General features: G+C 70.3%; 36 protein-coding genes. 20 read left to right on the top strand and 16 right to left on the bottom strand.

Annotated features, from left to right (window positions below):
• Positions 1-69: 69 nt before the first annotated feature.
• Both ACZ466_RS18335 and ACZ466_RS18330 read left to right on the top strand, forming a co-directional pair.
• Complete coding sequence (locus ACZ466_RS18335; protein ID WP_378280405.1) at positions 70-2,970, top strand: LuxR C-terminal-related transcriptional regulator; 2,901 nt, start codon at positions 70-72, stop codon at positions 2,968-2,970.
• An 18-nt stretch (positions 2,971-2,988) separates the two neighbouring features.
• Entirely contained in the window at positions 2,989-3,885 is an 897-nt protein-coding gene (locus tag ACZ466_RS18330; protein WP_378280403.1) for an ADP-ribosylglycohydrolase family protein, read from the top strand.
• On the opposite strand, the gene ACZ466_RS18325 is transcribed toward ACZ466_RS18330, so the two are convergent.
• Positions 3,875-4,582, bottom strand: coding sequence for a dienelactone hydrolase family protein (locus ACZ466_RS18325; RefSeq protein WP_378280402.1), 708 nt, complete (start codon positions 4,580-4,582; stop codon positions 3,875-3,877). The genes ACZ466_RS18330 and ACZ466_RS18325 overlap by 11 nt on opposite strands.
• A 16-nt stretch (positions 4,583-4,598) precedes the next feature.
• Complete coding sequence (locus tag ACZ466_RS18320) at positions 4,599-5,012, bottom strand: PaaI family thioesterase (protein WP_378280400.1); 414 nt, start codon at positions 5,010-5,012, stop codon at positions 4,599-4,601.
• Between the two features lie 24 nt (positions 5,013-5,036).
• Between ACZ466_RS18320 and ACZ466_RS18315 the strand changes: the two genes are divergently transcribed.
• Both ACZ466_RS18315 and ACZ466_RS18310 read left to right on the top strand, forming a co-directional pair.
• Positions 5,037-6,302, top strand: coding sequence for a cytochrome P450 (locus ACZ466_RS18315; protein ID WP_378280399.1), 1,266 nt, complete (start codon positions 5,037-5,039; stop codon positions 6,300-6,302).
• Between the two features lie 27 nt (positions 6,303-6,329).
• On the top strand, positions 6,330-6,770 hold the full coding sequence (locus ACZ466_RS18310; RefSeq protein ID WP_378280397.1) for a hypothetical protein: 441 nt from the start codon (positions 6,330-6,332) through the stop codon (positions 6,768-6,770).
• 667 nt (positions 6,771-7,437) lie between these two features.
• Here the strand turns inward: ACZ466_RS18310 and ACZ466_RS18305 are convergent.
• Positions 7,438-7,635 carry a DUF397 domain-containing protein gene (locus tag ACZ466_RS18305; protein WP_378280395.1) on the bottom strand — a complete coding sequence of 66 codons (198 nt, stop codon included), beginning with the start codon at positions 7,633-7,635 and terminating at the stop codon, positions 7,438-7,440.
• 32 nt (positions 7,636-7,667) lie between these two features.
• Positions 7,668-8,606, bottom strand: a complete 939-nt coding sequence (locus ACZ466_RS18300; protein ID WP_464043885.1) for a helix-turn-helix domain-containing protein — start codon at positions 8,604-8,606, stop codon at positions 7,668-7,670.
• Between the two features lie 132 nt (positions 8,607-8,738).
• Here ACZ466_RS18300 and ACZ466_RS18295 point away from each other — a divergent pair, with 132 nt between their 5' ends.
• The 15 genes from ACZ466_RS18295 to ACZ466_RS18225 all read left to right on the top strand — a co-directional run bounded on the left by ACZ466_RS18295 (position 8,739) and on the right by ACZ466_RS18225 (position 17,676).
• Positions 8,739-9,053: a hypothetical protein gene (locus ACZ466_RS18295; RefSeq protein WP_378280391.1), complete on the top strand. Its 315-nt coding sequence runs from the start codon at positions 8,739-8,741 to the stop codon at positions 9,051-9,053.
• A gap of 216 nt (positions 9,054-9,269) precedes the next feature.
• Complete coding sequence (locus ACZ466_RS18290; protein ID WP_378280389.1) at positions 9,270-9,461, top strand: hypothetical protein; 192 nt, start codon at positions 9,270-9,272, stop codon at positions 9,459-9,461.
• Positions 9,458-9,721, top strand: a complete 264-nt coding sequence (locus tag ACZ466_RS18285; RefSeq protein ID WP_378280387.1) for a hypothetical protein — start codon at positions 9,458-9,460, stop codon at positions 9,719-9,721. The genes ACZ466_RS18290 and ACZ466_RS18285 overlap by 4 nt, the downstream gene beginning before the upstream one ends.
• 147 nt (positions 9,722-9,868) lie before the next feature.
• The gene (locus ACZ466_RS18280; RefSeq protein ID WP_378280385.1) at positions 9,869-10,336 is read left to right on the top strand and encodes a DUF1707 SHOCT-like domain-containing protein; all 468 of its coding nucleotides are present in this window, start codon (positions 9,869-9,871) and stop codon (positions 10,334-10,336) included.
• 34 nt (positions 10,337-10,370) lie between these two features.
• Entirely contained in the window at positions 10,371-10,517 is a 147-nt protein-coding gene (locus ACZ466_RS18275) for a hypothetical protein (protein ID WP_378280383.1), read from the top strand.
• Positions 10,514-11,668, top strand: a complete 1,155-nt coding sequence (locus tag ACZ466_RS18270) for a DUF2637 domain-containing protein (RefSeq protein WP_378280382.1) — start codon at positions 10,514-10,516, stop codon at positions 11,666-11,668. The genes ACZ466_RS18275 and ACZ466_RS18270 overlap by 4 nt, the downstream gene beginning before the upstream one ends.
• Complete coding sequence (locus ACZ466_RS18265; protein WP_378280381.1) at positions 11,668-11,919, top strand: hypothetical protein; 252 nt, start codon at positions 11,668-11,670, stop codon at positions 11,917-11,919. The genes ACZ466_RS18270 and ACZ466_RS18265 overlap by 1 nt, the downstream gene beginning before the upstream one ends.
• Before the next feature lies 1 nt (position 11,920).
• The gene (locus ACZ466_RS18260) at positions 11,921-12,235 is read left to right on the top strand and encodes a hypothetical protein (RefSeq protein ID WP_378280380.1); all 315 of its coding nucleotides are present in this window, start codon (positions 11,921-11,923) and stop codon (positions 12,233-12,235) included.
• 9 nt (positions 12,236-12,244) lie between these two features.
• Entirely contained in the window at positions 12,245-12,616 is a 372-nt protein-coding gene (locus ACZ466_RS18255) for a hypothetical protein (protein WP_378280379.1), read from the top strand.
• Positions 12,616-14,916 (top strand): DNA translocase FtsK, encoded by a 2,301-nt coding sequence (locus tag ACZ466_RS18250; RefSeq protein ID WP_378280378.1) that lies wholly within the window; start codon positions 12,616-12,618, stop codon positions 14,914-14,916. The genes ACZ466_RS18255 and ACZ466_RS18250 overlap by 1 nt, the downstream gene beginning before the upstream one ends.
• Before the next feature lie 307 nt (positions 14,917-15,223).
• Positions 15,224-15,364 (top strand): hypothetical protein, encoded by a 141-nt coding sequence (locus ACZ466_RS18245; RefSeq protein WP_378280377.1) that lies wholly within the window; start codon positions 15,224-15,226, stop codon positions 15,362-15,364.
• 8 nt (positions 15,365-15,372) lie between these two features.
• Entirely contained in the window at positions 15,373-15,660 is a 288-nt protein-coding gene (locus tag ACZ466_RS18240; RefSeq protein ID WP_378280376.1) for a PadR family transcriptional regulator, read from the top strand.
• A gap of 26 nt (positions 15,661-15,686) precedes the next feature.
• The gene (locus ACZ466_RS18235; protein ID WP_378280375.1) at positions 15,687-16,187 is read left to right on the top strand and encodes a hypothetical protein; all 501 of its coding nucleotides are present in this window, start codon (positions 15,687-15,689) and stop codon (positions 16,185-16,187) included.
• A complete protein-coding gene (locus ACZ466_RS18230; RefSeq protein WP_378280374.1) occupies positions 16,184-17,287 on the top strand; it encodes a tyrosine-type recombinase/integrase in 1,104 nt (367 codons plus the stop codon). The genes ACZ466_RS18235 and ACZ466_RS18230 overlap by 4 nt, the downstream gene beginning before the upstream one ends.
• A 14-nt stretch (positions 17,288-17,301) precedes the next feature.
• A complete protein-coding gene (locus ACZ466_RS18225; protein ID WP_378280373.1) occupies positions 17,302-17,676 on the top strand; it encodes a DUF6221 family protein in 375 nt (124 codons plus the stop codon).
• A gap of 72 nt (positions 17,677-17,748) precedes the next feature.
• On the opposite strand, the gene ACZ466_RS18220 is transcribed toward ACZ466_RS18225, so the two are convergent.
• Together ACZ466_RS18220 and ACZ466_RS18215 are read right to left on the bottom strand one after the other, a co-directional pair.
• Positions 17,749-18,057, bottom strand: coding sequence for a hypothetical protein (locus ACZ466_RS18220; RefSeq protein WP_378280372.1), 309 nt, complete (start codon positions 18,055-18,057; stop codon positions 17,749-17,751).
• 31 nt (positions 18,058-18,088) lie between these two features.
• Positions 18,089-18,346 (bottom strand): GntR family transcriptional regulator, encoded by a 258-nt coding sequence (locus ACZ466_RS18215; RefSeq protein ID WP_378280370.1) that lies wholly within the window; start codon positions 18,344-18,346, stop codon positions 18,089-18,091.
• A gap of 272 nt (positions 18,347-18,618) precedes the next feature.
• On the opposite strand from ACZ466_RS18215, the gene ACZ466_RS18210 reads away from it, so the two are divergent.
• Entirely contained in the window at positions 18,619-18,990 is a 372-nt protein-coding gene (locus ACZ466_RS18210; protein ID WP_378280369.1) for a hypothetical protein, read from the top strand.
• A 599-nt stretch (positions 18,991-19,589) separates the two neighbouring features.
• Here ACZ466_RS18210 and ACZ466_RS18205 read toward each other — a convergent pair.
• The 10 genes from ACZ466_RS18205 to ACZ466_RS18160 form a co-directional block, all read right to left on the bottom strand.
• Positions 19,590-19,973 carry a hypothetical protein gene (locus tag ACZ466_RS18205; protein ID WP_378280367.1) on the bottom strand — a complete coding sequence of 128 codons (384 nt, stop codon included), beginning with the start codon at positions 19,971-19,973 and terminating at the stop codon, positions 19,590-19,592.
• A 147-nt stretch (positions 19,974-20,120) separates the two neighbouring features.
• Positions 20,121-20,909, bottom strand: a complete 789-nt coding sequence (locus ACZ466_RS18200; RefSeq protein ID WP_378280365.1) for a CHAP domain-containing protein — start codon at positions 20,907-20,909, stop codon at positions 20,121-20,123.
• Entirely contained in the window at positions 20,909-21,064 is a 156-nt protein-coding gene (locus ACZ466_RS18195; RefSeq protein ID WP_378280363.1) for a hypothetical protein, read from the bottom strand. Before ACZ466_RS18195 ends, ACZ466_RS18200 begins: the two co-directional genes overlap by 1 nt.
• On the bottom strand, positions 21,061-21,375 hold the full coding sequence (locus ACZ466_RS18190) for a hypothetical protein (protein ID WP_378280361.1): 315 nt from the start codon (positions 21,373-21,375) through the stop codon (positions 21,061-21,063). Before ACZ466_RS18190 ends, ACZ466_RS18195 begins: the two co-directional genes overlap by 4 nt.
• 13 nt (positions 21,376-21,388) lie before the next feature.
• Entirely contained in the window at positions 21,389-21,616 is a 228-nt protein-coding gene (locus ACZ466_RS18185) for a hypothetical protein (RefSeq protein WP_378280359.1), read from the bottom strand.
• A 66-nt stretch (positions 21,617-21,682) separates the two neighbouring features.
• Positions 21,683-22,855, bottom strand: a complete 1,173-nt coding sequence (locus tag ACZ466_RS18180; protein ID WP_378280357.1) for a hypothetical protein — start codon at positions 22,853-22,855, stop codon at positions 21,683-21,685.
• Entirely contained in the window at positions 22,852-23,472 is a 621-nt protein-coding gene (locus ACZ466_RS18175; protein WP_378280355.1) for a hypothetical protein, read from the bottom strand. Before ACZ466_RS18175 ends, ACZ466_RS18180 begins: the two co-directional genes overlap by 4 nt.
• Positions 23,473-23,518: 46 nt before the next feature.
• The gene (locus tag ACZ466_RS18170) at positions 23,519-24,058 is read right to left on the bottom strand and encodes a hypothetical protein (RefSeq protein WP_378280353.1); all 540 of its coding nucleotides are present in this window, start codon (positions 24,056-24,058) and stop codon (positions 23,519-23,521) included.
• Positions 24,058-24,384, bottom strand: a complete 327-nt coding sequence (locus ACZ466_RS18165; RefSeq protein WP_378280351.1) for a hypothetical protein — start codon at positions 24,382-24,384, stop codon at positions 24,058-24,060. Before ACZ466_RS18165 ends, ACZ466_RS18170 begins: the two co-directional genes overlap by 1 nt.
• A 10-nt stretch (positions 24,385-24,394) precedes the next feature.
• Complete coding sequence (locus tag ACZ466_RS18160) at positions 24,395-26,188, bottom strand: hypothetical protein (protein ID WP_378280349.1); 1,794 nt, start codon at positions 26,186-26,188, stop codon at positions 24,395-24,397.
• Position 26,189 lies beyond the last annotated feature (1 nt).

The raw sequence follows: 26,189 nt of genomic DNA, 5'->3' as shown, positions 1-26,189 counted from the left end.
GAAGGTACGGAGGGAAACGCGCCCACCGAATCCGTACGGTTTCCGTAGTCGGCCCCGTAGTTTTGAAGGGTGCTCTACGGGCGTGAAGCGGAACAGGCTCAGATCACGCGGGCCATCTCCCAGGCGCGGGATCTGCGGCGCAGCCGTGCCCTGGTCGTGCGCGGCGAGACCGGCATCGGCAAGTCGGCACTGCTCGACTGGGTCGTCCAGCACGGCCCCTGGACGGGCACGCAGTGCCCCGCCGACGGCGACTGCGGCGGTATGGGAGGGCTGTGGCTGCTGCGCGTCACCGGGTACGAGACCGAAGAGGACATCGTCTTCGCGGGGCTGAACCAGCTGCTCTGGCCCGTACGGGACCGCCTGGACTCCCTCCCCGAGCCCCAGCGCACCGCCCTGCGCGGCGCCCTCGGCCTCACCACGCCCACAGAAACCGAGAACGGGGCACGTGAGAACGGGGGAGGCACGCGCGGGCAGGACCGCTTCACCGTCGGGCTGGCCGTCCTCACCCTTCTGGCCGACCTCGCCGAGGGAGGGCAGGTGCTCTGCCTCATCGACGACGCGCAGTGGCTCGACACCGCCTCGTCCGAGGCGCTGCTGTTCGCGGCCAGGCGGCTGGCGGCCGAGGGCGTGGTGATGCTGTTCGCCGCCCGTGACGAAGGCTTCGAGGCCCGCGGCCTGGAAGAGATGCCCCTGGAACGGCTCGGCCCCGCCGACTCCGAACGGGTCCTGGCCCAGCACGGCGACGTCCCGCCCGCCCTCCGCGACCGGATCGTCCGCGAGTCGGCCGGAAACCCGCTCGCGCTCATCGAGTTCGGCGCGGCGCGTGGGCGGCGGTCGAACGAGACCACGCCGCTGCCGCTGGCCGACCGGGTGACCGCCGGGTTCCGCGACCAGATCGCCCGGCTGCCCGAGGCCGCGCAGTGGATGCTGCTGCTGGTGGCCGCCGAGGGGCGCGGCGACCTGACCAGCACGCTCGGCGCCGCGGAACGGCTCGGGGTGAGCCTCGCCGACCTGGACGAGGCGGAACGGGCCCGGCTGGTGGAGGTGCGGGGCCGCTCCATCGTGTTCCGGCACCCGCTGATCAGGGCCGCGGTGTACCAGGGCGCGCCGCTGACCCGGCGGCTGCAGGCGCACCGCGCGCTCGCCGAGTCCTCGCGGGAGCCCGAGTGCGGCGCGCGGCACCGGGCGGCCGCCGCGACGCGGCCCGACGAGGACGTCGCGGCCGGGCTGGAGCGCGCGGCCGAACGGGCCCGCGACCGCACGGGCTTCGGCACCGCCGCCCGGCTCTACCGGCAGGCCGCCGACCTCACCCCCGATCCGCGCGAGCGGGCCCGCCGGCTGGGCGCGGCGGCCGGCGCGACCCTGCAGGCCGGGGCGGTCGAGGACACCGAGGAACTCGTCCACATGGCCGAACGCCTCACCGACGACCCCGCCGAGCACGCCCGGCTGGTCCAGGTCCGCGCGGCGGTCGAGTTCGAGCGCGGCGACCCGCGCGCCGCGGCGAGGATGCTGGCCGACCACGCCGCCCGCGCCTGGACGCCCGGCCCCGCCGGCACGGGGGGCACGGCGGCCTCGGACGGCGGCGCGGCCTCGGACGGCGCGGCCGAGGACCGTACCGCGGTCCTGCGCACCGCGGCCGCCTACGCCTGGATGGGCGGGGAGACGTCCGTGCTCTGCCAGGCCGCCAAGCTGCTCCCGTCCACCGACAGGGCCGTCCAGGGGATGGCGCGGCTCATCAGCGGCGACTACGCCGAAGGGCTGCCGCTGCTAGCCGAGGCCGTCGCCGCGGCCCGCGCCGGCGCGAACGCGTCCCCGGCCGCCGTCCGCGCCTCCGTGGACGACCGGGTCCGCGCCGTCCAGGTCACGCTCGCCGCCCTGATCGTCGGGGACGACGACGCCGCCCTGGAACTGGCCTCCGCCGAGGCCGCCCACTGCCGTCGGCACGGCATGGCCGGCGCGCTGCCGGGCGTCCTGGAGGGTCTGGCCCAGGCGCAGCTCGCCACCGGACGGCACCAGGACGCGGAGGCGACCGCGGCCGAGGCGATCGCCCTCGCCCGCGACACCGGCTTCCAGCGGCGCGCCGGACGGCTCGGCCTCGTCCTGGCCAGGATCGCCGCGATCGAGGGCGACCAGGGCCGGCTGGAGGAGCTCGCCGCCGCCGCGCCCGGCCCCGACGACGCCCTCACCGGCGCGTTCGGCCTGCTCGACCTGGGCCTGGGCCGGTACGACGACGCGCTGCGGCGGCTGGAGCGGATCGGGCTCGACCCGCACCGTCCCACCGCCGACATCATGATCTCGGCCGCCGACCAGGTGGAGGCGGCCGTCCGCGCGGCCCTTCCCGACCGCGCCCGCTCCGCCCACGACCGCCTCCGCGCCTGGGCCGACGCGGGCCGGCAGAGCTGGGCGGGGGCCGTCGCGCTGCGCTGCGAGGCGCTGCTGAGCGACACCGAGCGCGAACCGTACGAGCGGGCCCTGGGCCTGTACGAGCGTGCCCTGGAGCTGCACGAACGGGCCGCCCGCGAGGCCGGTCCCGCCGGGCGTGGCGGGCGGCCGTTCGAGAAGGCCCGCACCGAGCTGCTGTACGGCGAGTGGCTGCGCCGGGCGCGCCGCCGCTCGGACGCCCGCGTCCCGCTGCGCTCCGCCCTGGAGACCTTCGAGCGGCTGCGGGCCGCGCCGTGGGCCGAGCGCGCCCGCGCCGAGCTCCGCGCGACCGGCGAGAGCGGCGCCGCGGCCGGCGGGCCCCGGCGGGACGCCGCCCCCGACCCGCTCGACCGGCTCACCCCGCAGGAGCTCCAGGTCGTCCGGCTGGCCGCGGACGGCGTCAGCAGCCGCGAGATCGCCGCCCAGCTGTTCCTCAGCCCCCGGACCGTCGAGTACCACCTCTACAAGGCGTATCCGAAGCTCGGCGTGTCGTCCCGCAAGGAGCTGTCGCGGCTGCGCGACGACCTGGAGCCCGCCGCGGCCCGCTGATCCTGCACAATGGCCACGATGCCGCTCTCCGATCCACGCGAGCGCGCCCGCGCCTCGCTGCTGGGGCTGGCGCTGGGGGACGCCCTCGGCTCGCAGTTCTTCGTCCCCGCCCACCGTGCCGCCTTCGAATCACGCACACCGCCCGACGGGTCGCCCTGGCAGTGGACCGACGACACCGAGATGGCCTGCTCCGTGGTGCACGTCCTGGAGCGGCACGGGCGCGTCGACCAGGACGCCCTGGCGGCGAGCTTCGCGCGCCACCACGACTTCGACCGGGGCTACGGGCCGTCCACGAACCGGTTGTTGCGCCTCGTGCGGGAAGGCGGCGACTGGCGCGAGCTGTCACGCGAGCCGTTCGACGGGCAGGGCTCCTGGGGGAACGGCGCCGCGATGCGCGTCGCCCCGCTCGGGGCCTGGTACGCCGAAGACCCGGCGGAGGCGGCCCGCCAGGCGGAACTGTCCGCCACCGTCACGCACCCGCACCCCGAAGCCGTCGCGGGCACCGTCGCCATCGCAGCGGCCGCGGCGATCGCGGCCTCCACCCCTGGACGCCTCGCACCCGGCGTGTTCCTGGACGGAGTGCTGGACCACGTCCCCGAAACCCGCGTGCGCCAAGGCATCACCGAGGCCAGACGCCTGCTGACCATCCGCGACCCGGGCACGGCCGCGTCCGTGCTGGGCAACGGCCGGCAGGTCGCGGCCCACGACACGGTGCCGTACACCCTGTGGGCCGCGTCCCTGCATCTGGACGACTACGAGGGCGCCTTCTGGACGACCTCCGCCGCGGGCGGGGACGTCGACACCACGTGCGCGATCGTCGGTGGAATCGTCGCCGCACGCGTGGGCGTCCAAGGGCTGCCCGCGGCCTGGCTGGCCACGTGCGAACCCCTCCCCGCCTGGGCCGCTACCGGGTAGGGAGGTGGCGGGCCAGGAACTCCTCGGTACGGCGCCAAGCGCGCGCGGCCGGCTCAGGGTTGTAGAACATCGGGGCCTTGCGGTTGTGGAACGCGTGGCCCGCGTCTTCCTCGACGTGCATGTCCACGTTCGCGCGCCCTGCGACGGCCTTTTCCACGGCCGCGACCTTCTCGCGAGGGATGTAGGGGTCGGAGCCACCGAAGTGGAACTGCAACGGGCACTGGATGCTGTCGAGCAACTCCAACTGGTCGGGAACGCCCGACCCGTAGAACGACACCACCGCCGAGACATCGTCAGCGCGCGCGCCGAGCAGGTAGGCGAACGTGCCCCCGAAGCAGAAGCCCAGGAGCCCGACCGGACCCGTCATCTCAGGAAGCTTCCGCAGACGCGCCAGCGACGCCTCCAGGTCTTCGAGCCCCTTCACAGGGTCGAACCCCGAAGACAACTCGATGGACTTCTGCAGGCCCTCGTCATCGTGCGCGGCGGCCCATCCCGGCTGGAGCCGCCAGAACAGGTCGGGCGCGGCCACCACGTACCCCAGCGCGGCCAGGTCTTCCGCGACCGCCTTCATATAGGCGCCGATGCCGTAGACCTCCTGGACGAGCAGGATCCCCGGCCCGCCGGCCCCTCCCTCCGGAGTCCAGACGTGCAGAGCGAACTCGCCGTCCGCCACAGCGACCGACTCGGTACGAGTCAACGACATCTCCTCCAGATCAACCCATGATCGCGTACACGGTGGTGGCGTGCGCGGCGGGCTCGTCCTCGCCCTCCGCCGTCATCGTGACGTCGGCGAAGGCCAGCGTCCGGCCCAGCTTGGTGATCCGCACCGCCACCAGCACGTCCCTGCCCACGACGGGCCGCTGGAACGTGGTGCTCTGCTGCACGGTCGTCATCGGCACGAACCCGTCCCGGGCCCCCGACACCGCGATCACCGTCGCCGTGTCGGCCGCCGCCATCAGCGCCTGCCCCGACATCCCGCCGCCCTCCCGGGCCAGCCGGTCCGACCACGGCAGCCGCAGCACCGCCCGCCGATCACCGACCTCCTCGACCCGCAGGCCCAGGTCGAGCACCCACGGTGCGAAGTTGTCCCGGAGAATCCTGTCGCCGTCCTCGGCCTTCACCGTCACCTCGCCATGATGCACGCTGGAGCCATGCGTGAGGAGATCTATCTGCCCGCCACCTACGCAACGGGCGTCCCGTACGGAACGTTCCGGCGCCTCCGCGCGGAGTCCCCGGTCTGCCGGATCCCCGAGCCCGCCGTGGGCCCCTGGCCGCCCGGCCCCGGCTACTGGGCGGTTTTCCGGCACGCCGACGTCAAGCACGTCCTCCGCACCCCGGAACTGTTCTCCTCCCACCTCGGCGCCACCCAGCTCCGCGACCCCGACACGCCCGCGGACCTGGAGTTCGTCCGGTCGATGATGCTCAACCAGGACCCGCCCGGCCATTCCCGGCTGCGCCGCATCGTCGCCGCCGCGTTCACGCCCCGGGCCGTGCGGGCGCTGGAGTCCACGATCGAGGACCGCGCCCGCGCACTGATCGGCTCCGCCCGCGGCGAGCTCGACTTCGTCGACGTGGTCGCCGACCTGCCCGTCTGGACGCTGGCGCACATCATGGGCGTCCCCTCGCAGGACCGCCGCCTGCTCTACGACTGGGCATCGCGCGTCATCGGCTACCAGGACGACGAGTACGCGGGCCTCTCCACGGCCGCCGCCGAATCCCTCAGCCCCATGGGCCGCGCCGCCGTGAAGCAGACCCCCACCCTGCGAGGCCCGGTGAACCCCCGCTCACCCGCCGCCCTCCGCGACATGTTCGCCTACGCCCACGCCCTGGCCGACGCCAAACGCCAGAAACCGGGCGACGACGTGATGTCGCGCATGCTCTCAGGCGGCCTGACCGACGCCGAATTCGAGAACATGTTCTTCCTTTTCGCCGTCGCGGGAAACGAGACCCTCCGCAACGGAATCCCGGGCGGCCTCCTCACCCTCCTGGACCACCCCGACCAGTTCTCCCGCCTCCGCGAAAACCCGGAACTCCTCCCCTCGGCCATAGAGGAGATGCTCCGCTACTGGCCCCCGGTCATGGACTTCCGCCGCACCGCCACCCAGGACCTGAATCTCGCCGGACAGGACATCAGGGCAGGCGACAAGGTCGTCGTATACCACGCCTCCGCCAACCGCGACGAAACCGTATTCCCCGCCCCCGACACCTTCGACATCGCCCGCACGCCCAACGACCACGTCAGCTTCGGTTTCGGCCCCCACTTCTGCCTCGGCGCCCACCTGGCCCGCGTCCAGATGCGCGCGGTCTTCCGCGAACTGCTCCCACTCCACATCGAAAGAACAGGACCTCCGACCCGCCTGACCTCGAACTTCCAGAACGGCCTCAAACACCTCCCCGTCCGCATCTCCGTGGCATGATGCGGTTCGTCCACCAAGGGGGGCCCTTTGCACCGCCGAATCGCCATCGGCACGACCGCGATCGCCCTCGCCCTGGTGGCCGCGCTGGTGTACGCGGGCCTCCGCTCCTCCCCCGAACCCCCGCCCCGCAGCCTCTCCGGCAAGGTGACGATCACCGACACCAAGGGATTCAGCTGGGACCCGGGCACCTGCACCGGCGGGGGACGCTTCGCCGACATCGTCGAGGGCGCCCCCATCGTGATCAGGGACCCGGACGGCAGGACGCTGGCGGCCGGAAAGCTGGGCAGCGGAATGCCGGAGAAGCCCACCCGCGACGCGTCCAGCCAGACCGCGGCCCACTGCACCTTCCTGGTCCCCGCGGCGGCCGTCCCGTCCCGCCCCGCCTACCGCGTCCAGATCGGCCGCCAGCCCCCGTCCGAGGTCGCGGGCCCGGACATCGAACGCCTGACCCTCCGTTTCGGCTCCTGACCGGAACTACTGAGATGCAGGGAGCCGCAACCTCCCTCTAGACTCGATCCCGACCCGGACGGTCCGGAGCCACCCGACCGTCCCACCCCAGACGGGAGAGACCACCACAAGATCAGCAAGCCCCAGGGTCGCTAGCTCAATTGGCAGAGCTCCGGACTTTTAATCTTCCTCCTGTTACCCATGGGCTGTCATCTGTTTGACCTGGACCGCAGGATTTCCGTACCACCCATGAGCTACACAATCCGTAGCTGAGGTGTCAGCGGACTTTTGGGCCCGCCTCTGATCTTCAAGGAGGCGCTCCCGATGCTCCCCAGCAACCGCTCCCCGTCCGCGGTTGATCTCGCCGATGGCCACGTGTTCCCCGACCTCAACGGTCCCCAGTCCCTCGGCCGTGCTTGCGTGGTCTGCTACGTGTCCTTCGTCAGCGTGGACCGCGCTTCGGTGCCCGAGCACGTGGTCGTCGGCCGGTCTGGTTCAACGGGCTTGGAGGTGTCTGCGTGTGTGGTGCGGTGTGCTCCGCTGGTGGGGTATGTGGCGCCGGTTGGGGAGCAGGAGGGTCTTTGGTGAGCGGGTGCTCGTCGGTATGGTGGGCGGCGGCTAGGTACTAGGTACAGCGGAGCCCCCGGGGAACTGGCATCATCCCCGGGGGCTCTGTCTTGGCTGGGTGTTACAGGTCGCCGGCGCGGATGCGGTCGGCGAGGGCGGCGAACCCTTCACGGCTCACGGCGAGGACGCCGGCGGCCGGGTTCTTGGAGTCGCGGACGCCGACGCGCTGGCCGAGGTCGGCGACCTCGACGCACTGCCCGGACTGCCCGGAGTGGGAGCTGGTTCGCCAGGCAGGCTGGGATGGCTGGGTGTGCGGCATAGGTACTGGCTTTCGTGTAGTGGGTGGACAGGTCAGGTCTCCGCCTTGATGGCGGCAATCATCGCCAGGCTATCGCCGGGGCTCAGGGCTGCTGCTCCGAGCCGTTGGAAGGCGAGTTTGAACCGGGCGACGTCCTCAGGATCCTCCAAGAGCAGCTCGCCCGCGTTGTTCTCGGAGTAGACGGCATCGGGGTCGAGCGGTTCGGGGAATTCAACGATGACGAACGGGCCGCCGAATCCGGCGTGCGCGCCGCGGGTGAACGGCACTACCTGGACGGTGACCTTGGCGAGCTCGGCCAGGTCGAGGAGGTGCTGGAGTTGGGCGCGCATCACGTCGGGGCCGCCGACCTGCCTGCGTAGTACGGCTTCGTCGAGGATGGCCCACAGGCGGAGCGGGTCGTGGGCGCGGGTGAGGAGTTCCTGGCGTTCCTTGCGGACGGCGATGCGGCTGTCGACCTGCTCTTGGGTGACTTCGAGTGGCCCGTTGAGGACGACGGTGCGGGCGTAGTCCTCGGTTTGCATGAGGCCGGGGACCATGAGGGCTTCGAAGTTGAGGATGGTGGCGGCTTCGGCTTCGAGTCCGATGTAGGTGGTGTAGGACTCGCTGAGCATTTCGCGGTAGGGGTGCCACCAGCCGCGTTCGCGTCCTTGCCGGGCGAGGGTGAGCAGGTAGTCGCGGCGGCGTTCGTCGGTGACTTCGTAGAGGTCGAGCAGGTCGGTGATGTCGCGTGGGTTGGGGCGTTGCCAGACGCCGCGTTCCATGCGGGCGAGCTTGCCTGGTGTCCAGCCGAGGTGCTTGTCGACCTGGACGGCGGTGAGGCTGCGGCCCTCGCGGAGGGCGGTCAGTTCCGCTGACAGGCGTCGGCGGCGGAGGGTGGGGCTGCGCCTGGGCTCGGTCATGGCGTCCTCGTGCGTTGCGGCTGGTGGGGTGATCGTAGCGGCATCACTTGTGCCTCCCGTGGATACGGACATGGGACCACCAATCCGACTATGCGAATTCGCCTATGGTATTTTCGCATGGGCTAGTGCATGCTGTGGAGGTACCTAGACCTCGAACTTCTAGCCGCACCCTGTCCGGGTGTGGCGACTAGGAGTGATCCCTCCATGACCGTTCCCGAGGCAACAGCCCCAGAGACCGCAGCGATGCCGATGGACATCTCCAACGCCGACGACCGCGCTCAGCGACTCGCCTACCTCCTCAAGGGCGTGATCCGCGAACTCACCGGCGGGTGGGGCGTCTGGTGCTCCGACACCGGCGTCCTCTACGCCACGCGCGACCGCACCATCACGCAGGAGGAGCTGGAGGACGGCCTGTCGCGGACCCTGTACGCCGACAGCCCGACGGCGCTGGTGGAGCGGCTGCGGCAGGAGATGCACCTGGAGGCCGGCCGCAAGGTCGACCGCCCGGCCGGGCTGTAGCCCCGTGTGGGTGTCTTCCGCGGAGCCGCCGCGTGCCATCTGGCTTGGGGAAGCAGGCACGCGGCGGCCCCACGGAAGACACCCGGAAGCCTTCGGCGGGCGCGGCCCCACACCAACCGTGTCCGCCCTTCCCGCGGGTGCGTGGCCGGGACGCTGGGAAAGTCGTCCCGTTCCGGTCACGCACCCACCAAACCCCCGCTGACCAGGAAGACGACGATGAGCAGCAGCACGGGATCAGACCCAGGCCGCGGCGAGTACACCACCATCGAGCGCACCGACTGGGCCCTGGCGGTCCAGGCCTTGACCTCCAACGACGAGGCCCTGCGGGACCGGGCGCTCCACCGGCTGCTGTCCATTGCCCCGCCCGGCTGGGGCGCCGACGACGAGCTGCGGGCAGGCAGGCCATGAGCGGAACCATCAGCGCCAAGATCTGGGACCGGACGCTGGAGTTCTTCGAGCCGTACCCCGAAACGCTGCCAGGCTTCTACAACGCCAAGGACGCCGACACGGGCGAGCGCGTGGCGATCCTGAGCCTCCTGCCTGACGACTGCTGGCACTGCGTCCGAACCGACCTGGGCGAGGACGAAAGAAAGCCCGTGGTCTTCGACGAAGTGGTCGGCGGTGTCGCGGGGGCGGCCCGGCTGCTGTTCGGCCAGGAAGAAGAGTGAGACCGCCGCGTCCCCGGGCGCCCGTCCGGCAGGGCCGGAGGGCGGAACCCCGTGGCCTGGGGCCGCGGCCCCGAATGTAGGACGCCCCCTGGTCGTGCGACTGCAACGCCGACCAGGGGACTTCATCGGAAACGGAGCTTCCGACGCATGACGAACCGTAGCGATTACCCGACAGTCACAGAAGAACCGCCCTACCCGTTCTGGATCCGCAACCCCCACGTCTTCGGCGTGGTCCTCATCGGAGGCATGGTCGCCCTTGGCGGCACCCTCGGCGTGCTGCTCGCCACCGAGGCCACCATGCCGCTGCTGATCCCCATCGGCGGCTGGGCGGTCGCCGGATGGCTGGGCCTGCGCGGCTGGCACCGCCGCCACATGGAGCGCGCACTCGCCAAGCCCCGCCGGGACCCCGCGATCCAGGCCGTCTACACGGCTCTCCAGGGCGCCGACGACGAGCGGATCGGCCGCCCCCAGCGCGACGCGATCGCCGACGCCCTCGCGTACTACTACGCCTCCGAGCACCTCACGCCTGCGGATCTGGAGGACCGGCAGCAGCGGCTGATGGTCTCCCGCACGCGCGCCGACCTCCAGCAGCTCGTCGCCGACCTGCCGCTCTAACCCCGCCGCCCCTCGGACCGAAGGAATCACCCCGATGGCGAAACTGCCCGGCCAGGACACCGAGGCGGCCCGCAAGTTCCGGGCCCTGCGCGACGCCGGATACGACGGCCCCATCGACCAGGACGGCAACAAGGCCGAGACCGGCCGGGCCGCCGAGATCCTCAAGGACATGCGCAAATGACCGAACCCACCAAGCGCCGCGTCACCGGCCGGCACGTCGGCTACACCACCGCCCTCGCCGCCGGCGTCGCCGTCTTCGCCAGCGGCACCGCCACGAGCTTCGCCAACCTCGCCCGCTACGCCCGCGAACACGGCTGGATCTGGGGCCCCGCCCTCCCTCTCGGCCTGGACCTGGGCATCTTCGCGCTGCTGCTGTTGGACTGGCTGCGGCCATCGGCATTCCTGCGCACCTCGGCGTGGGTGCTCACCGCCGGGACCGTGCTGGCCAACTACGCCGTCACCGACGGCGACCGCACCGACCGGGCCCTGCACGCCATTGTCATCCTGGTCGCGGTCATCATCTTCGAGGCGGCCCGGCACCTGCGGGACGACGATTCGACCCGCATGGGCAAGATCCGCCTGTCCCGGTGGGCTCTGTCCCCGATCCGCACGGCCCGCCTGTGGCGCCGCATGGTGCTGTGGGAGATCACCTCCTACAGCGAGGCGCTGACCCGCGAGTCCGCGATCCTGCACGCCAGGACCGTCCTCACGGCGCACTACGGCAAGCAGTACTGGATCACCGCCCGCCGCAAGGTCCCTCTCACGCTGCGGCACCAGCTCGCGACCGGACAGATCCCCTCCTCAGTCCTGCTGGGACTCGACACACAGGACGCGGTCAGAGCGTGGGTCCGCGAGGCCCTCGCCGAACTGACCGCCACGCCCTCCCCGGACCCCGTCGAGGGGGCGGGGTCCGGGGAGGTCCCGGCCGAGGACTCTGCGGCGCCCGAGCCGAACCGGTGGGACCTCATCTGGGACCTCCAGGACTCGCTGCGTCCCGACGGGGTTCCGGCGGAGGTTTTCGCGCAGGCGATCGGGCTGGCGCGGCACCACTTCGAGCAGGTGGGGACGCATATGCGGAACGAGGACTTGGCGGAGCGACTCAGGATCGCCAAGGCCCGCGCCAATGCGATCGGGAAGGTGATCCGGACCTCGCATTCCGAGGGGCCGGACCTCCAGGTCCGAACCCAGGACTCCGATCAGGTGCCCACCCCCGCCGTTGAGGCGTCGGCCGCGGAGGGCTGGGACCTGGGCGGGGAGTCGGGTCCCGAGTGGGGTCTGACCGGCCCGCTGACCAACGGCAGGGCGCTGGCAACGCGGGCCGGTGAGTCCTGATGCGCTTCGACTCCAGTCCTCGCCGCTACAGCGCGGTCCGAGCGCGCTGGCACAAGGTCCGCGCCACCGTACGAGGCGCCGCCGCGGTCCTCGGCTGCCTCGCCACCGCAGCCGACCACCTCGCCACCGCAGTCCTCGGGATCGGCCCCCTGTCGCCCCGGGTCCGCCGCCTAGGCCAGGTGCTCGCCGCCGAGTACCGCGCCGGCTACCTCGGTGCCATCACCATCCGCACCGACGAGGAGGCCCGCTGAGATGGCCCGCCGCAACATCACCGAACTGTCGGAGATCGAGTTCCGCGGTTCGCTCGGCGAGGCGTTCGCCCGCTACGGCGAGGAACTGGAGTCGCTGGGCCAGCGGTGGGCGTTCGAGTTCGAGCTCGCCGCCGGGGACGCCGAGGCCGCGATGGCGAGCCTGCACGGCCAGTGGTGGCTGCTCGGCCTGGACGTGCGGGTGAAGGCGCACCGGGTCGCCAAGCGGCTCAAGCGCGCCTCGGAGGCCGCCGACGGCATGGGCAAGCAGGGCGCCAAGTTCGTGCGCGCCTACGAGAAGAACTTCCTGAACGAGTGAGGCAGAGGCATGGGGACTGGTGAGCAGCGGATGAACGAGATCGGCGAGATCGCGTTCCGCGGCAGGGTCGGGCAGAACGTCGCCGACTACGCCCGCGCCAACCAGCGGTTCGCGCACGACATGGCGCAGGAGCTGGTGAACGGCGCCGAAGCCGCGGCCAGAGCGATGCGGAAGTTGGACGGGCATCCGGGCCTGTTCGGCGTTGACGTGCGGCTTCGCGCCCGCAGGGTGGCGCGCAAGCTCCGCAAGGCCGAGAAGCTCGCGCTCGGTGTCAGCGCGGAGGTCGTGAGGTTCAACCAGCAGTACCGCCGGGAGTTCCTGGAGCCCCGCTCCACCGGGGGCAGCAAGAACCGGCGGTGGCACGGGGGGGTCGATCTGTGATGGCGCGTAAGCAGCAGTTGGAGGTGGCCCAGCAGGAGGGCCTGGAGCGGATCGTGGTGTCCGCGGTGTCCAAGGTTGGCGTGCTGGTGCCGCCGTGGATCGTGCTGGTGCTGCTGTACGTGGTGGGGGAGGTCTCACATCAGGTGTGGGGTGAGGCGCCGGCGGTGACGTGGACAACGATGGCCGGTACCGCGTTGACGATGCTGCTCACTGCCCTGACCTGGGCGGTCTCGCACCATCGCAGCATGCTGGGCCGTTGGCATTCCACCCTCACCACCGGGGGCGCCGGCATGTGGTTCGTAACCGCGAACATCGTGGGCGTCACGCATCCGGTGACCGGCGGCATGGCGTTCTTCGGTGGCGGCGCCCTCGCGATCGCGTGGAACATCCGCGCGGTGATCCGTCAGAGCCCGGCCGAGGACGGCAACATCGACGCGCTCGGGTCGATGTTCGACAGGGCAAAGGCGTCGTTCGGGCTGTCGGGTGCGAAGGTGAAGACGACCGAGGTCAGCGAGCACAAGGTCAAGGGGCAGATGGCTCTCCCGGCCGGGGAGAAGACCGTCGAGGATGTGCAGAAGAAGACCGAGTACATCGAGTCGGGCATGCAGTTCCCGCCCGGCAGCGTCGTCATCACCAGGGACAAGACCGATGCGTCCAAGGCCAACATCACGGTGACAAATCCGCTGGTCATGGACTCGCCGATCCCTTGGCCGGGACCGTCACGACCAGGCGGTAGCATCGCCGATCCTCTGCGGGTGGGGATCTTTCAGGACTCCGACCCGATGGAGATGCGGGTCCCCGGTAACAACCTGCAGATCATGGGCGCCAGCGGCAGTGGCAAGAGCATGGGCGGCGGCTGGAACACTCTCGCCGAGGCCATGAGCAGGCGCGACGTGGCGATCTTCGCCGTCGACCTGTCGAAGGCCACCCAGACACTCGGCCCCCTTGAGCCGGGCCTGCATCGTCTGCAGACCGGCAAGGCCGGTATCTCGAAGTTCATTCGGGACCTGCACGAGGAGATCCCCAAGCGGACGAAATGGCTGGGTGACCACGACTACAACGACTGGGAGCCCGGCTGTGGCCTGCTGTACTGGCTGGTGCTGTTCGAGGAGATCGCGAAGATCTTCGATGAGCTCGGGAACAAGGACCAGGAGCTGATCGAGCAGATCACCAAGGAGATCAGGTCCGCAGGCGGCCGGGTCATCATGTCGTTGCAACGCAGCACGCACGGCGAGATGCCGACCATCATCCGCTCGCAGATGGCGTTCATGTGCTTCGGCCTCAACGCCTCCTCTGATGCCGAGTACGGCCTGTCAGAGCGGCAGCAGCGCGCCGAGGTCAGCCCCGAGATGTGGGGCGCGGGTCGCAAGGAGCACCAGGGCAAGGCGTACCTAGACGCCGATGGCGTGGACGACCAGCACTTCGCGATGCCGGGCCGTACGTTCGCGTGGGGTTCGACTGCGAAGGAAGCGGCGACGAATATGCGGGCGTACGCCGAGCAGTGGCCCGCAGCGAGCAAGGACATGGACGAGTTCACCGCCCGGTTGGCCCGTCTCCCCGAAGGCGCGGCTGTGAAGGTCCCGCAACTCCCGCCGCCGGCATCGCCTGGTGCCGCGCCGCGCCCCAGCGACGGCGACCAGGCCGACGACCGCGACGACGATGAGACCGAGGTCGATGAGGCGTTCGCCGAGCTCCTGGCCCAAGCCGCCGAAATCGTCACCGTGACCCAGCACGCGTCCACGCAGATGCTGCAGCGCAAGCTGAGGATCGGGCACGAGGTGTGTCTGCGGGTGATGGAGGCGCTGGAGCGGGCGAAGATCGTCGGCCCCGTCGGCGGCGACGGCGCCCGGAAGGTTCTGATGTCCGTCGACGATGCGCGCGACGTCATCGACGAGCTGCGCGAGGAGGGCGACCCGGTCTCCGAGTACGTCCGCACTGAGGACCCGGACCCGACCATCACCGCCGGCCCGAGCGACCCGGTCATCGCTCCTTCGCCGGAGGAGAACCAGTTGGAGACCGAGCCGTTGGTGGGCGGGCGGATGTCGCCGGAGGCGGCTCGGCGGTTGGTTACCGACTGGGTTCGGCACCGGCACGCGACCGACCGGGTGACGTTCAAGGCGACCGACTCCGAGTTGCAGGCCATTCGGGAGCGGACCGGTAACGAGTCGCGGACGTGGATCAACAACGTGCTGGACCGGCTCCACCGGGATGGGGTGCTGGAGAAGGAGGGCTCTGGCCGGGGCACCACCTTCAAGATCGTGAACGTGGGCGCTCTCGACGACGCACCGGTCCCGGCATGATCGCCGGGGCTGTGACGAAGTGGTTCGTCACGGGCGGGGGGCTGGGGGGAGGGTTTCCCAGGTCAGGGCTTTGTCACGGGCCTGTGACGAAGGCCGTGACGAGCCGTGACGAAGGCTCTGTGACGACCGTGACGAACCGGCGTGACGAACTTCCTGCCCCCGCGTGGGATCCCCCAATCAAGATCGTTAACGCGCTTGCGCGCAATTCCACGCGCAGCCGTACGCGCGTACGCGCACGCGTGCGCCCGCCCAAACGAGGAGCGGCCATGACCCCCCAGATACTCCCCCGTCCCGCCGGCGGTGGGCGGTGAGCGCCGGCGCAGGCATCACCGTCCTCGTCGCCGCGGCAACCGGGCTGCTCATGTACGTCGGCACCCACCACATCCCGGCGTCGGTCGGCACGGGAGTGGCCGTGCTCGTCGTGGTCTGGCTGGGAGGCCGCTCATGACTGTCCGGATGACGCTGCAGACGCGGCTGCTGCTGTCGGCGTTCGATGGTGAGGACCGGGAGTGGTACGGCCGCGAGCTGGTGGCGGCGACTCGTTTGCCGCAGGGGACGGTGTATCCGATGCTCGCCCGTCTGGAGCGGGCGGGGTGGGTGTCGGGTCGGGTGGAGTCGGCAGGTGAGCGGGGTGGGGAGGCGCGTCCGCCGCGACGGTATCTGCGGTTGACGGAGGCGGGTGTGGTGGCGGCGCGGGCTGCGTTGGTGTCGCTGCCGTCGAGGGTTCTGGAGGCCGCCTCGTAGGCGGTCAGTGAGGAAGGGAGCAGAGCATGAGTACGACAGCAGCGCGGCCCGCGGTGGAGGCGTGGCCGGAGGGCGTCATCGCCCGGTACCTGACCGTCGGCGGCGCCACCGTCGACACCGGCGCCTATGAGAAGACCGACCGCGACACGACCCTGCAGTCCACGTGCTGGGGATGCCGGGAGAGCACGCTGAGCTCGGACGGCCTGTCCGCCTACGCAAGCTCCGAGGAGCGATTGGCGGCGGCGCTGCGGGCTGCGCGGCAGTGGAGCCAGGCGCACGCCGAGCGGTGCCGCGCCCTGCCCCACCCGTTTGGACCCTTCGCCGACGAGATCGGTCCCCGGCGGGTGAGTGGCCGGTACTACAGCCACGTCAGCGGCAATGAGTACGAGGTCCTCGACATCCAGACGGAGCGGTCGTTCTGGCCGCCATGGCAGATCACCGTCCGACTGCTTACTGGGGATCGGGTGGGTGATGTGGTGTCGCATTGCACAGCGTGGGATGCCAAGCGGGATCGGGTCCTGTCGTGAGTGATCACCTGTCGACGCGGGCGCCCTCCGAATCGGATTCGGGGGGCGTCCCCGTCTCCGCGCCTGAGACTGGCGTCTCACCGTTGATAAGTTCCCTTATCAACGGTCAGCAGAATCCGGCTCTAGAGGAGCATTCGGACTCGGGTCTCACGCTCGCCGAGACGGAGCGTCTCGCCCTCCTCGACGCCGGAGCCGACCACTACGCCCAGACGCTCCGCCCACCGAACACGGTCCGGGCCTACGAACGCGCCTGGCGACGGTGGGACGAGTTCTGTGACATCGTCTCCCTGCCGCCGGACACGGTGTCCCGCGGAATGCTCGCCGGGTTCGTCCGCTGGCGCTGGCTCGCCGGCGACTCCCCCGCCACCATCGACACCACCCTCGGCGGCATCGCCACTGGCCTCCGCGACCGAGGCGTGCCCGTCGACCGCGACGTCACCCGCAAGGCCCGCGAGATCCTCCGCCACGAAGCCCGCCAGGCGGCCGAGGCCGGCGAATTCCGCCGCGGCCGCGGGCAGGCCCCCGCGGTGACGATTCCCCAACTCCGGGAAATGTCGGCCGCGTGCCCCGACGACCTGGGCGGCTTGCGCGATCGGGCGCTGCTGGTCGTTGGGTTCAGCATCGCAGCGAGGCGTTCCGAGCTCGCCGGGCTGCTGGTCGCCGACATCACCTTGGAGCAGAACGGCCTACGGGTGACGACGCGGTTCGGGAAGAAAGGTGGCAGGTCAGTGGGGGTTGCGCGGGGGCGCAATACCCTGACCGATCCCGTGCGGGCATGGCTGGCCTGGCGGGAAGCCGCGGAATCGGAGCCGGCAGATCCGGCGCTGCGGTGCGTCGACCGGTGGAATCATCTGGGCGGGGCGATGTCGCCACGAGCTGTCGGTGAGCGGGTCACCGTGTGCGCGGAGAGGGCCAGCTTCGAGGACATCACGGGGCACAGTCTGCGGGCCGGTCTGGCGACGTCGGCGCGGCGGGCGGGGAAGCCGATCGAGAAGATCGCCGACCAGGGTGGGTGGGCTCGGAACTCGGCGGCGCTGCTGGAGTACATCCGGAGCGTGGACCAATGGGAAGACAACGCGACCGCAGACATCGGACTGTGAAGGAGACTGACGCGATGACCCTGGTGGAGTTCCTCAAGGCCCGACTCGACGAGGACGCATGGAACAACCGCATCGATCCCAAAGAGTCGTGGCAGGTCGAGCACAACGACGACGCCGTCTCGCCCTCCAGGGTCGCCTTCCCGCCCTCCCGGGTCGTCGGCCGCGGCCACTACCTGCTCTGGGACGCGCCAGAATCGATCGCCGCCCACATCGCCCGGCATGATCCTCGGCGCGTGGCGGCCGACGTCGAAGCTAAGCGGCGGCTTATCGAGCAGCACACCGGCTACTACGGCGGTGGGGACGATGAGTTCTGGCCGGTGCAGACCCTCCGTCTACTTGCGCTGCCGTACTCCGACCATCCCGACTACCAGGAGGAATGGCGCCCCTGAGACCCCTCAATCCCGCTCCGAAAAGAGGAAGCCGCCCGCCCGCTCAACACGAGCAGGCGGGCGGTCCCATGCTCACCGCAACCCGGACGGCGGCGCCTCCCCGCCAGCCGAGCGCACAATCGCCGTCACCGCCTCACGCCCATACACCGGCTGCACCACCCGCCCTCGTTTCTCGAACGGCCGCGCCACCGTGAACCCCGCCCGCGCAATCACCTGCCGCAGGAACTCCAGCTCGCCGGGCGGCACGAAGATCCGCACCTCCCAGCCCTTGTGATACCGCCAGCCCTCCGCGCGCAGCCGCTCGGGGATCGGGCCGCGGACGTAGCCGTGCAGGGAGTAGTAGAGGCCGAGGGTGAGGATTGCGGACTCCTGGGCATCCATGCCGGGATGCTAGACGTGACCAGCAAGCTTGTCAGGAGCCGGCGGGCTCCTCGTCTTCCGGCTCCGAGACGAACGTCCCTCGTTGCGGCACGGTGTAGACCCACCCCTGCTGGCGCATGTAGGCGACGGCTCGTCGGGCTGTGACGCGGGCGACGCCGAACTCCTGGACCATGGTCGACTCGGACGGGATGCGCCGTCTGGGGGCGATCTGCCCGGCATCTATGCGCGCTTTGATGATGTGCGCTATCTGCTGGTAGACGGGCACGTCGGCGTCATGATCCACGGTCACGCGGGACAACGTAGAGGTACCTAAACGATCAACGTTGTTGATCTACGTATGCAGTCGTAGGTAGACGTAGGCATACGAGTTGCCTAGCCTCGAAGGAACCACACCCGTCTGTTAGGGGTGGTCAGGTCAGCGCCCCGGCCCCTCGCGTTTGGCTGGGAACCACGGGCCGGGGCGCGCGACCAGCCGTGGCCGGGGCGGGCCAGCCGGTAACCCCCGCGGGCCGGCGCGCGTCCCACAGGACACCAGCCGTCCGCTCACCCGGGAGCCCCCTGATGCGTCTCGCCGTCGCCGCCGCCCTTCTCGCCCTCGCGCCGCTGGCCGGCTGCAGCGGAGGTACGGACAGCGCTGGAGGGGTGACGCCGTCCCCTACTCCGACCCCGTCGCCGACGGTTCAGCTCGACTCGCATGCACGGTTGGCGTGTGAGCAGCTCGACCAGGCGGTGCGCAAGCGCGCGGAGGGTGGGAGTGGGGCGGAGTTGGAGGCCGGGCTGATGGAGTTCAGGGCGGTGACGTCGGCGAAGCAGACGGAGGTGGTTGGCATGTATGACCTGGCGAAGAACTTCACTGGGGAGAACGAGACGGGTGATCGAGTGGAGCGGGAGTTGCGTTGGTGGTGTCAGAAGAACTGGGCGCCTGGGCGGTAGCTAGTGTGCGGGTGTGTTGCGCCGGTTGGGGTGGCCGCCGCCGATGTGGGGCGGCTCGTACCGCACGCTGGTGATGCCGTACGCGTGGCAGGTCCAGCACTGCAGGGATCTGTGGCCTTTGTGTGCGGCCCATGCTGGCGGGCAGGTGCACGGCGACCAGCCGACGAGCACGTCGCCCGGGGTGAGCGGGTGGCCGTACGGGCAGGTGGGGGACCACATCCGCCCAGCCTGCGCCATACCTGCTGGTCAGGGCAAGACGAAACGGCCCGCCCCCGAAGGGACGGGCCGTTCGGCGTCCGGAGTCGAACCGGAGTCCATGCCGGATAGTCCCCGACCGCTCTGTACCCCTTGAGCTACGCCCGTGCGCTGGCAACGTGGCCGCGGAAACGGCTGGTGTCGCCTCGCCCCCGTGATCAGCGGGGAACCGGCCAGCGCAGTTGGCCTACGTCAATCGTAAGCGACGGCACCTGACCTGCTTCTAGAACAAGCATCCCACCCGAGATGCTTATGAAATAAGCACGAATGCAAGACGCCCGGACGTGCAAGAGCGCCCGCCCTCCGCCGAAGCAGAGGACGGGCGCCCACACCCGGACCAGTCGTCACGTCCCAGGCGGCCCCACCGGCGTCACCTTCCGCACCCTGCTCCCGTCCGGCGCCACCGGGGCCGTCACCTGCGTCCGCAGCCACGCGGCCAGCAGCGCGGTCAGCAGAGCACCCGCCGTCGCGATCCGTTCCTGCGACAGGTCCCACCCGAAGCTCACGCCGAGCTGGAGCACGGCGGTCAGGAGCCCGGCGGCCGCGGCGACGATCTGGTCGCGAGCCACCGACAGGGCGACGAGCAGGCCCATGGCGGCGGTGGCAGCGGCGTTGATGAGCGCCTGGTGCTCCTCGTTCAGGTCGACGCCCCAGGCGACGAGGAACTGGACGGCGATGGCGACGAGGCCCAGCCAGATGGCCGGGTCGCGGCCGAGGAACTTGGGCATTGCGACCTCCTTGGGTCACAGGACCGGTTTCCGGCCCGATTTCATACCGGCTGATATACCGGCGGCATGTTTGTGCAGGTGAGGGCGAACCTAAAGAATGCGTGTGAAGAATTCACGCCTTCTCTTAAGGTTCCGAACGGGGCTCGGTCAGACGGCGTCCTCGGCGTTGCCACCGTGCGCGATGAACAGCGCCCTGGCTGAGTGGTGGCCGTAGATGCCGTCCTGCTCCAGCTTCTGCCCGCGCTCGTCGCGGTGCTTGGACTGGAAGTCGCGCAGAGCCGCGTCGGTGATCGGGCCGAAGTCGTCACCCGCCGTGGGGATGGAGTAGCCCAGGCCCTTCAGGGCGTCCTGCAGCCAGCGGACCCTCGCGCCCTCCATGCCCCGCTTCAGAAACGGGGTCGCCCACGGCACCCGGACGCGGCGACCGGCGACCGTGGACTGCACGTCCCAGTAGTTCGGCTTCGGGGCGTCGTACTTCGGGCGGCCGTACCCGGCGATGACCGTGTACGACCGCACGCGCCGCAGGCACTGGTCGCCCGTGTTCCCCTCGATGGTCTGGACCCGGCCGCCGCCGAGCGCCTTCTCGATGACGCCCACGTGGTCGATCGCGCCGACCGAGTCGGCGCCGCCCCAGTCGAAGAACACGATGTCGCCCGGCTTGGCCGCGTCCACGTTCGCGGCGGTGCCCTTGTACCAGCGGCCCGCCTTCTGGAAGTCCTGGGCGTGCCACACCGTGTACGCGCGGTCGCCGCCCGGCAGCACCGCGGCCGTGTTCCCCGAGTGCCGCGCCCAGTAGGTCACCGCCATGTCGCACCAGGCCGCGGTCAGGAACTCCGAGCCGTGACGGTTGGCGTACTCGCGGGTGATGACGTTCGGGCGCCTCGCGATGCCGATGCTCGCGCGGGCCTGCCTGAGCATCTCGGCCGCCGTACCCATCAGGCCCCCTCTCCGAGGTAGAGGCCCCGGATGCGCTCGCCGTACAGGCCGCGCAGCACGGCCTCCTCGTCGTCCTCGGTGGCGTTGTGCGCCGCCGGGTCCTCGTCGACGTCCCGCTCCACCAGCTCGGCCTCGCTCATCTCTTCTTCGCTCATCTCTTCGTCTCCTTGCAGCCGAACTGCTGATACAGCCTCTGGTCGGCGGCCAGTTGCTCCCGGCCCCGCGCGGTTGTCGGCGGCGGCTCCGGGTTGATCCGCAGTTCCAGCCACGCGCACACCACCGCGAGGGTCTGCCGCTGCGACGCCTCCTGCGCCCGCTTCTCCCGCTGCTGCTGCTCGGCCTGCCGCTGATCGCCCTGTCGCTGCACGTAGCTCGTGAACGCCACGTTCGCGAGCGTGATCAGCACCGCCGTCACCAGCACCATCAGCACCGACCACCGGGCCCGCAGCGCGCCCGTGGGCGTCACGACGCCCCTCATGTCAGCGCGCAGTGGTAGACGATGAAGGCGGCTGCGAGGAGGGCGGCAGAGAAGGAGGCGGCGACGACGGCGGCTCGATACCGCCAGGCCCGTGCCTCGCCAGGGTCAGAGCCCCAGCCAGACCCGGAAACGCCACCAGCGCCACGTACAGGATCAGGAGCTCGACCGAAGGCTTGTCCTTCAGTGCCTCCAAAATGAACGCGCCGCTGGGCAGCACCAGCAGCAACACGTCTCGCAGGACCGTCACCCACGCCGGGCCACGCCACACCCGATCACATCCTCTCGTTATTGCAGGTCAGGCAACGCTCAGCGACCAACCGTCGGCCGCGAAGGTCGAGACGGTCCCGGCGGTCTGCTGCTGGATGAGCTTGGTCCCGCCGTTGGGGGCCATCGGCGCGACCACCCGCACGCCGCGGGCGGTGCTGGTGGCGTAGATCGCGGGCGTCGTCGAGGGGGTGTGCCCGGCCTGCGCGTCGAACCCGCTGAACTGGGGCGTCATGAAGGTGACGTCGGCCGCGGCCCCGCGGATGAACACCTGCCCGCGGTCGGCCGGCGTGCGGCCCGTGGCGGCCGGGTTGACGGCGTTGCCGAAGAACCACGCCTTGTCGAACGTGATGCCTCTGCCCCCGGTGATGAGGACCGCAGCACCCTGGCACGCCCTCGTGGCGTCCCGGCCGGTGGAGTCGAGTTTGGTGCCGGTGAACGTGAGCCCGCCGTACCCGCCGTCGATCCTGATCCCTGTGGCCTTCTCAGGCGTGATGTACAGCGGGCCCACGTCCGTCCTGCTCATGTGGGGGAAGTGCAGGTAGAACCGGTCCGCGGCGAGCTTCGTCGAGGACAGGTATCCGCCGGTCAGCCAGTAGTAGTTGTCCGACCCGGCCAGGCGGAACTGCGTGTCCGTGCCCTCGTTGCAGTACGTCCGGTCGATGCGGCACCGCAGGTGGCGGGCGTGCATGACGGTGGCGAACCCGACCCAGGCCAGGTCGATGAACGTGGCGTCCTGGACGCGGGGCCCGTTCGCCAGGTCGGTCACCGGCACCTGGAAGTGCGTGGACGCCGAGGCAGCGCGGAACTGGATGCCGGAGATCCAGATGTTTCGCACCTCGCCAGCGGGCACAGCGAACAGCGCCGACCCGCCCACCCGGACCACGCTGTGCGGACCCGTCATGGCGAACTCGCGCTCCCCGCTCCCCAGCGACCCCACGAGGCGCAGCCCTGGGAAGTACGGGTACGGCCCCTTGGAAAGGCTGTACTCACGGTTGCCGAGCACGATGGCCGGCGGCCGCGTCTGCGCCCTGGCGTAGCTGAACGCCGCGGCAAGCCTGTCATCGTCGGTCTTGCCCACGAAGGCATCGAAAGGCGCCCCGTACGTGGCCTCGTGCAGGCCGACGCGGTCGCCGATACCGTCGAGGGCCGTCTCCAGAGACAGGCCGAAGCGGGTGTCGGGCGCCTCGTAAGGGACGGTCACCGAGGCCAGACCTTCAGGCGGCCCTGCGCCCGCCACACGTGCCCCGGATAGGGCAGGTCGTAGCCGGGGACGAGGATGCTGCCGTCGGGGCGCTGGCCGTGGTACTGGGCGATCGCGACCCGCAGGCACTCGTCGGCCTTGACCTCCTCGGCCGTCCAGTGGAAGGTAACGTGCGCGTTGCAGGACCGGTGCCCGGGCGCGTCCGGGATGACGTTCCCGCTGCTGTCCCAAACGAGGTCGTCGTGGTGCAGCGGGGCGTAGTACTCCTGGGAGAACATCTGCGCGGTCATGTTGACCAGGGAGTAGTCGGCGGTCTTGTACTTCAGCAGCCGGATCTGGAACTCGGTCCGCTCGTCGGGCGCCGGCGCCCACAGGTCCCGGATCCACAGGCTGACCGTGCCGTCCACCAGCGCCCCGGAGGAGCCGATGTTCGGGCCCCACACGATGGACACGCCGCCGGCGTCGGAGTGGTGGGACTTGGGGTCCTCCAGGTCCTCGGAGAAGTGGACCAGCAGCGGGTTGCCGCCGATGGCGGGGTCGTGGGAGGGGATGGGATGGATCGAGTCGCCGGTCTTGTAGCCGTAGCGGATGCGGATCGGCTGGAAGGGCAGGGGCATGAGGCACTCCTCACGGAAGATGGTGTCGGCTGGGGAGGCGTCGTGGTCAGAGCGGGATGACGAGCATCTGCCGGTCGGTGAATGTCCCCGTACCGGAGTTGATTTTGTATTTGACGGTGAAGGTGTTCGACCCCGGCGTGAGCGTGGTAAACGTCGTGAACGCCGCCGACCGGAACTGCTGCGATGCGGGCAACCCGTCCATATACAGGTCCTCGGAGTCCGACGCCGCGATCGACGAGGCACCCGACACCTCCACCGCACACCGGGTCGCCGCGTTGGCCAGGGAGTTCTGGATCTGGGCCTCGAAGAACACGATCGCCCGCGTGCCCGTGGTCACGGTGACCTGCGGCCCCACCGTCGACAGGTCGGTGTACGACGACGAGGTGGTGGACTGAGCAACGTTCACCGAGTGCGACCCGACCGTCCGCGCGGCCAACGCGTTCGCACCCGTCGACACGAAGATCTGCCCCGCCGCGGTCGCCTTCGCCACGGCGGTTTCCAGCAGATTGTCGCGGACGTGCTGGTTGAACTGGGCCGCGGTGAACGCGGTGTTCGCCACGGCCGTCATCGGCGCCGTCCACGCCATCAGCGCACCCCCCTCACGCCGTACATCTCTCCCTCGGCCAGCAGGTCCGCAGCCGTCTGCCCGTGCGGGCACCCGGCCCGGACCGCGAGCTCGTGTCCAGTCGGGAACCAGTTCCGCGTCGCGGGCACCGGCCGCCGCATCAACGCCGCCCAGATGTCGTCGGCGTCGGGCGGCCACTCGATCGGCGCATCAAGGCCACACCCGTCCGGGACGGTCGTGCACGAGAACCGTGCCTGCCGCGGCTGCAGCTCCAGGGCGTTCGTGCAGAACTCGCGTGGGCATCCGGCCACCCATCGGCCGTGGTTGACGTAGGCGCGTGCGATCAACAGGGCCCTCCTAGGTGGCGAAGAGGCCGTCGTTGAAGCCCCGCCCGGCCTGGTCGAAGACGAATGTGTTGGACGGGTCGTCGAGCCCCGGAGAGCCGAATACGCCGTCGTTGAAGCCCCTCGCCGAGTCGTTGAAGGTGAACACTCCGGTGGGCTGCACGGCGGCCTTCTCGCAGCCGAACGTTGTCGCCACGAAGCCGCCGCCGGACACCCGGTGCGCGATCTTTTCGATGAAGAAGTCGGTGTCAAGCCCGGTCTCGGCCTCGGTGAGATGGACCCGGTCGGACAGGTCCCGGCCGAACTGCTGCGCCATCCGCAAAGGGTTGCTGCTGTCGGAGAAAAGGATCTCCACGGTTGGCAGTCGCTCGGAGCGGGCGCCGACGATGATCTGGGCTATCGCCTCGGCGTCGGTCACACCTGCCCAGGGCGCCTCGTAGGGCAGCGACCTCTGTCCGTACTTGTCGCGGGAGGCGGTGTCCTCCTGCTGGACCTGAACGGTGCGGCGGACCGCGACCGGCTGGGCAGTGACCACGATGTTGGCAATGGCGATGGCGCTGCCCGGCGCCGTGATCTGCAGGGTGAGGGCCTGGCCGCTGGTCTGTAGCAGTGTGGAGGTCGCCGTGCCGGCCGTGACGATGTCGAAGGTGACGTTCGCGTCGATGACCGGTTCGTTGGTCTGGACGGTCAGTTGTAGCGTCTCGCCTGCGCCGATGTTGCGGAGGTCGGCGGACTCCCAGACCGTTTCGGGCTCTGGTGAGGGGTCGCGCTCGTCGACGGAGATCGCGACATGGTTGACGATGTCTTTCAGCCCGTGGTTGTAGGTGATGCCGGAGAACGCCGGCTCGTAGCCGTTGGCGCCGTCGGTGAGGGTCGCCTGCGATGTGGTGGAGCCGGCGTCGAGGATCCGGTGGTGGCGGTCCCGGAAGACGATGCGGCCGTCTTCGTCGGCGTGGACGATCGCCGCCGGTCCTTCGCTGTTGACCAGTTTGAGGATCGCATCCCAGGCATCAGTGCCCTCTTCCCACCACCAGCGGATGACGGTTGCGCCGACGTCCAGGTCGCGGAGGTCGGCGGGCCAGTCGGCGGCATCGAGGATGACGTTGATTGCTTCGCCGGTGCGGATGCCCGCATACAGCTGCGTTGAGACCTTGTTGTCCTTGAGCTTGGCGAGGGGGTCGAAGGCGACGCAGTCGACCTCGCGGACGTTCTTCTCGACCTTCACTTCGAAGTCATCGAGGTGGCCGCGGAACAGCGCGCGGGTAACGCCGTCGAGTTCAACGGTCGATAGGACTTCGCGGGCGGGCAGGAGGTCGTCGGCGAGGGGGGAGGCGGGGTTGTCGGGGCTGTAGTTGCGGGAGATGTTGTTGAGGGTGAAGGTGGCGCGGCCGGACGCTGGTGGTGAGAGGGCCCGTGCCTGGTCGCGGCCGAACTCGGTGGAGAATCCGCTCTTGGCCAGGACCTGGTCGGTGACGTCTTCGCCCGGTCCGGTGAAGTCGCCGTCGCCGTCCCAGTCGATGGCGAAGCGGAAATGGGCCTCACCGGGGACGTAGCCGGAGCCTGAGCCGGTCAGGGTCGCGGTCGCGGTGATTGAGCCGGCCCCGGTGGCGTGCTTGGTTCCGGCCCCCTGGAGGGCGCCTGTGGCGGTGATGGTGCCGCCGCCGGTGGCGTGCTTGGTGCCGTGGCCGGTGAGGACGCCGGTGGCGGTGATGGTGCCAGCGCCATGCGGCGGGCCGCCCTCCGATGGTGGGAGGGGGCGGCGGCGTCCGTAGTAGACGCGGGAGGGCCGCCGCCAGACGCCGCGCACT

Source organism: Actinomadura rugatobispora (assembly GCF_055379765.1).
The sequence above is the reverse complement of the archived record's forward strand: the minus strand, read 5'-3'. Positions and strand labels throughout refer to the sequence as shown.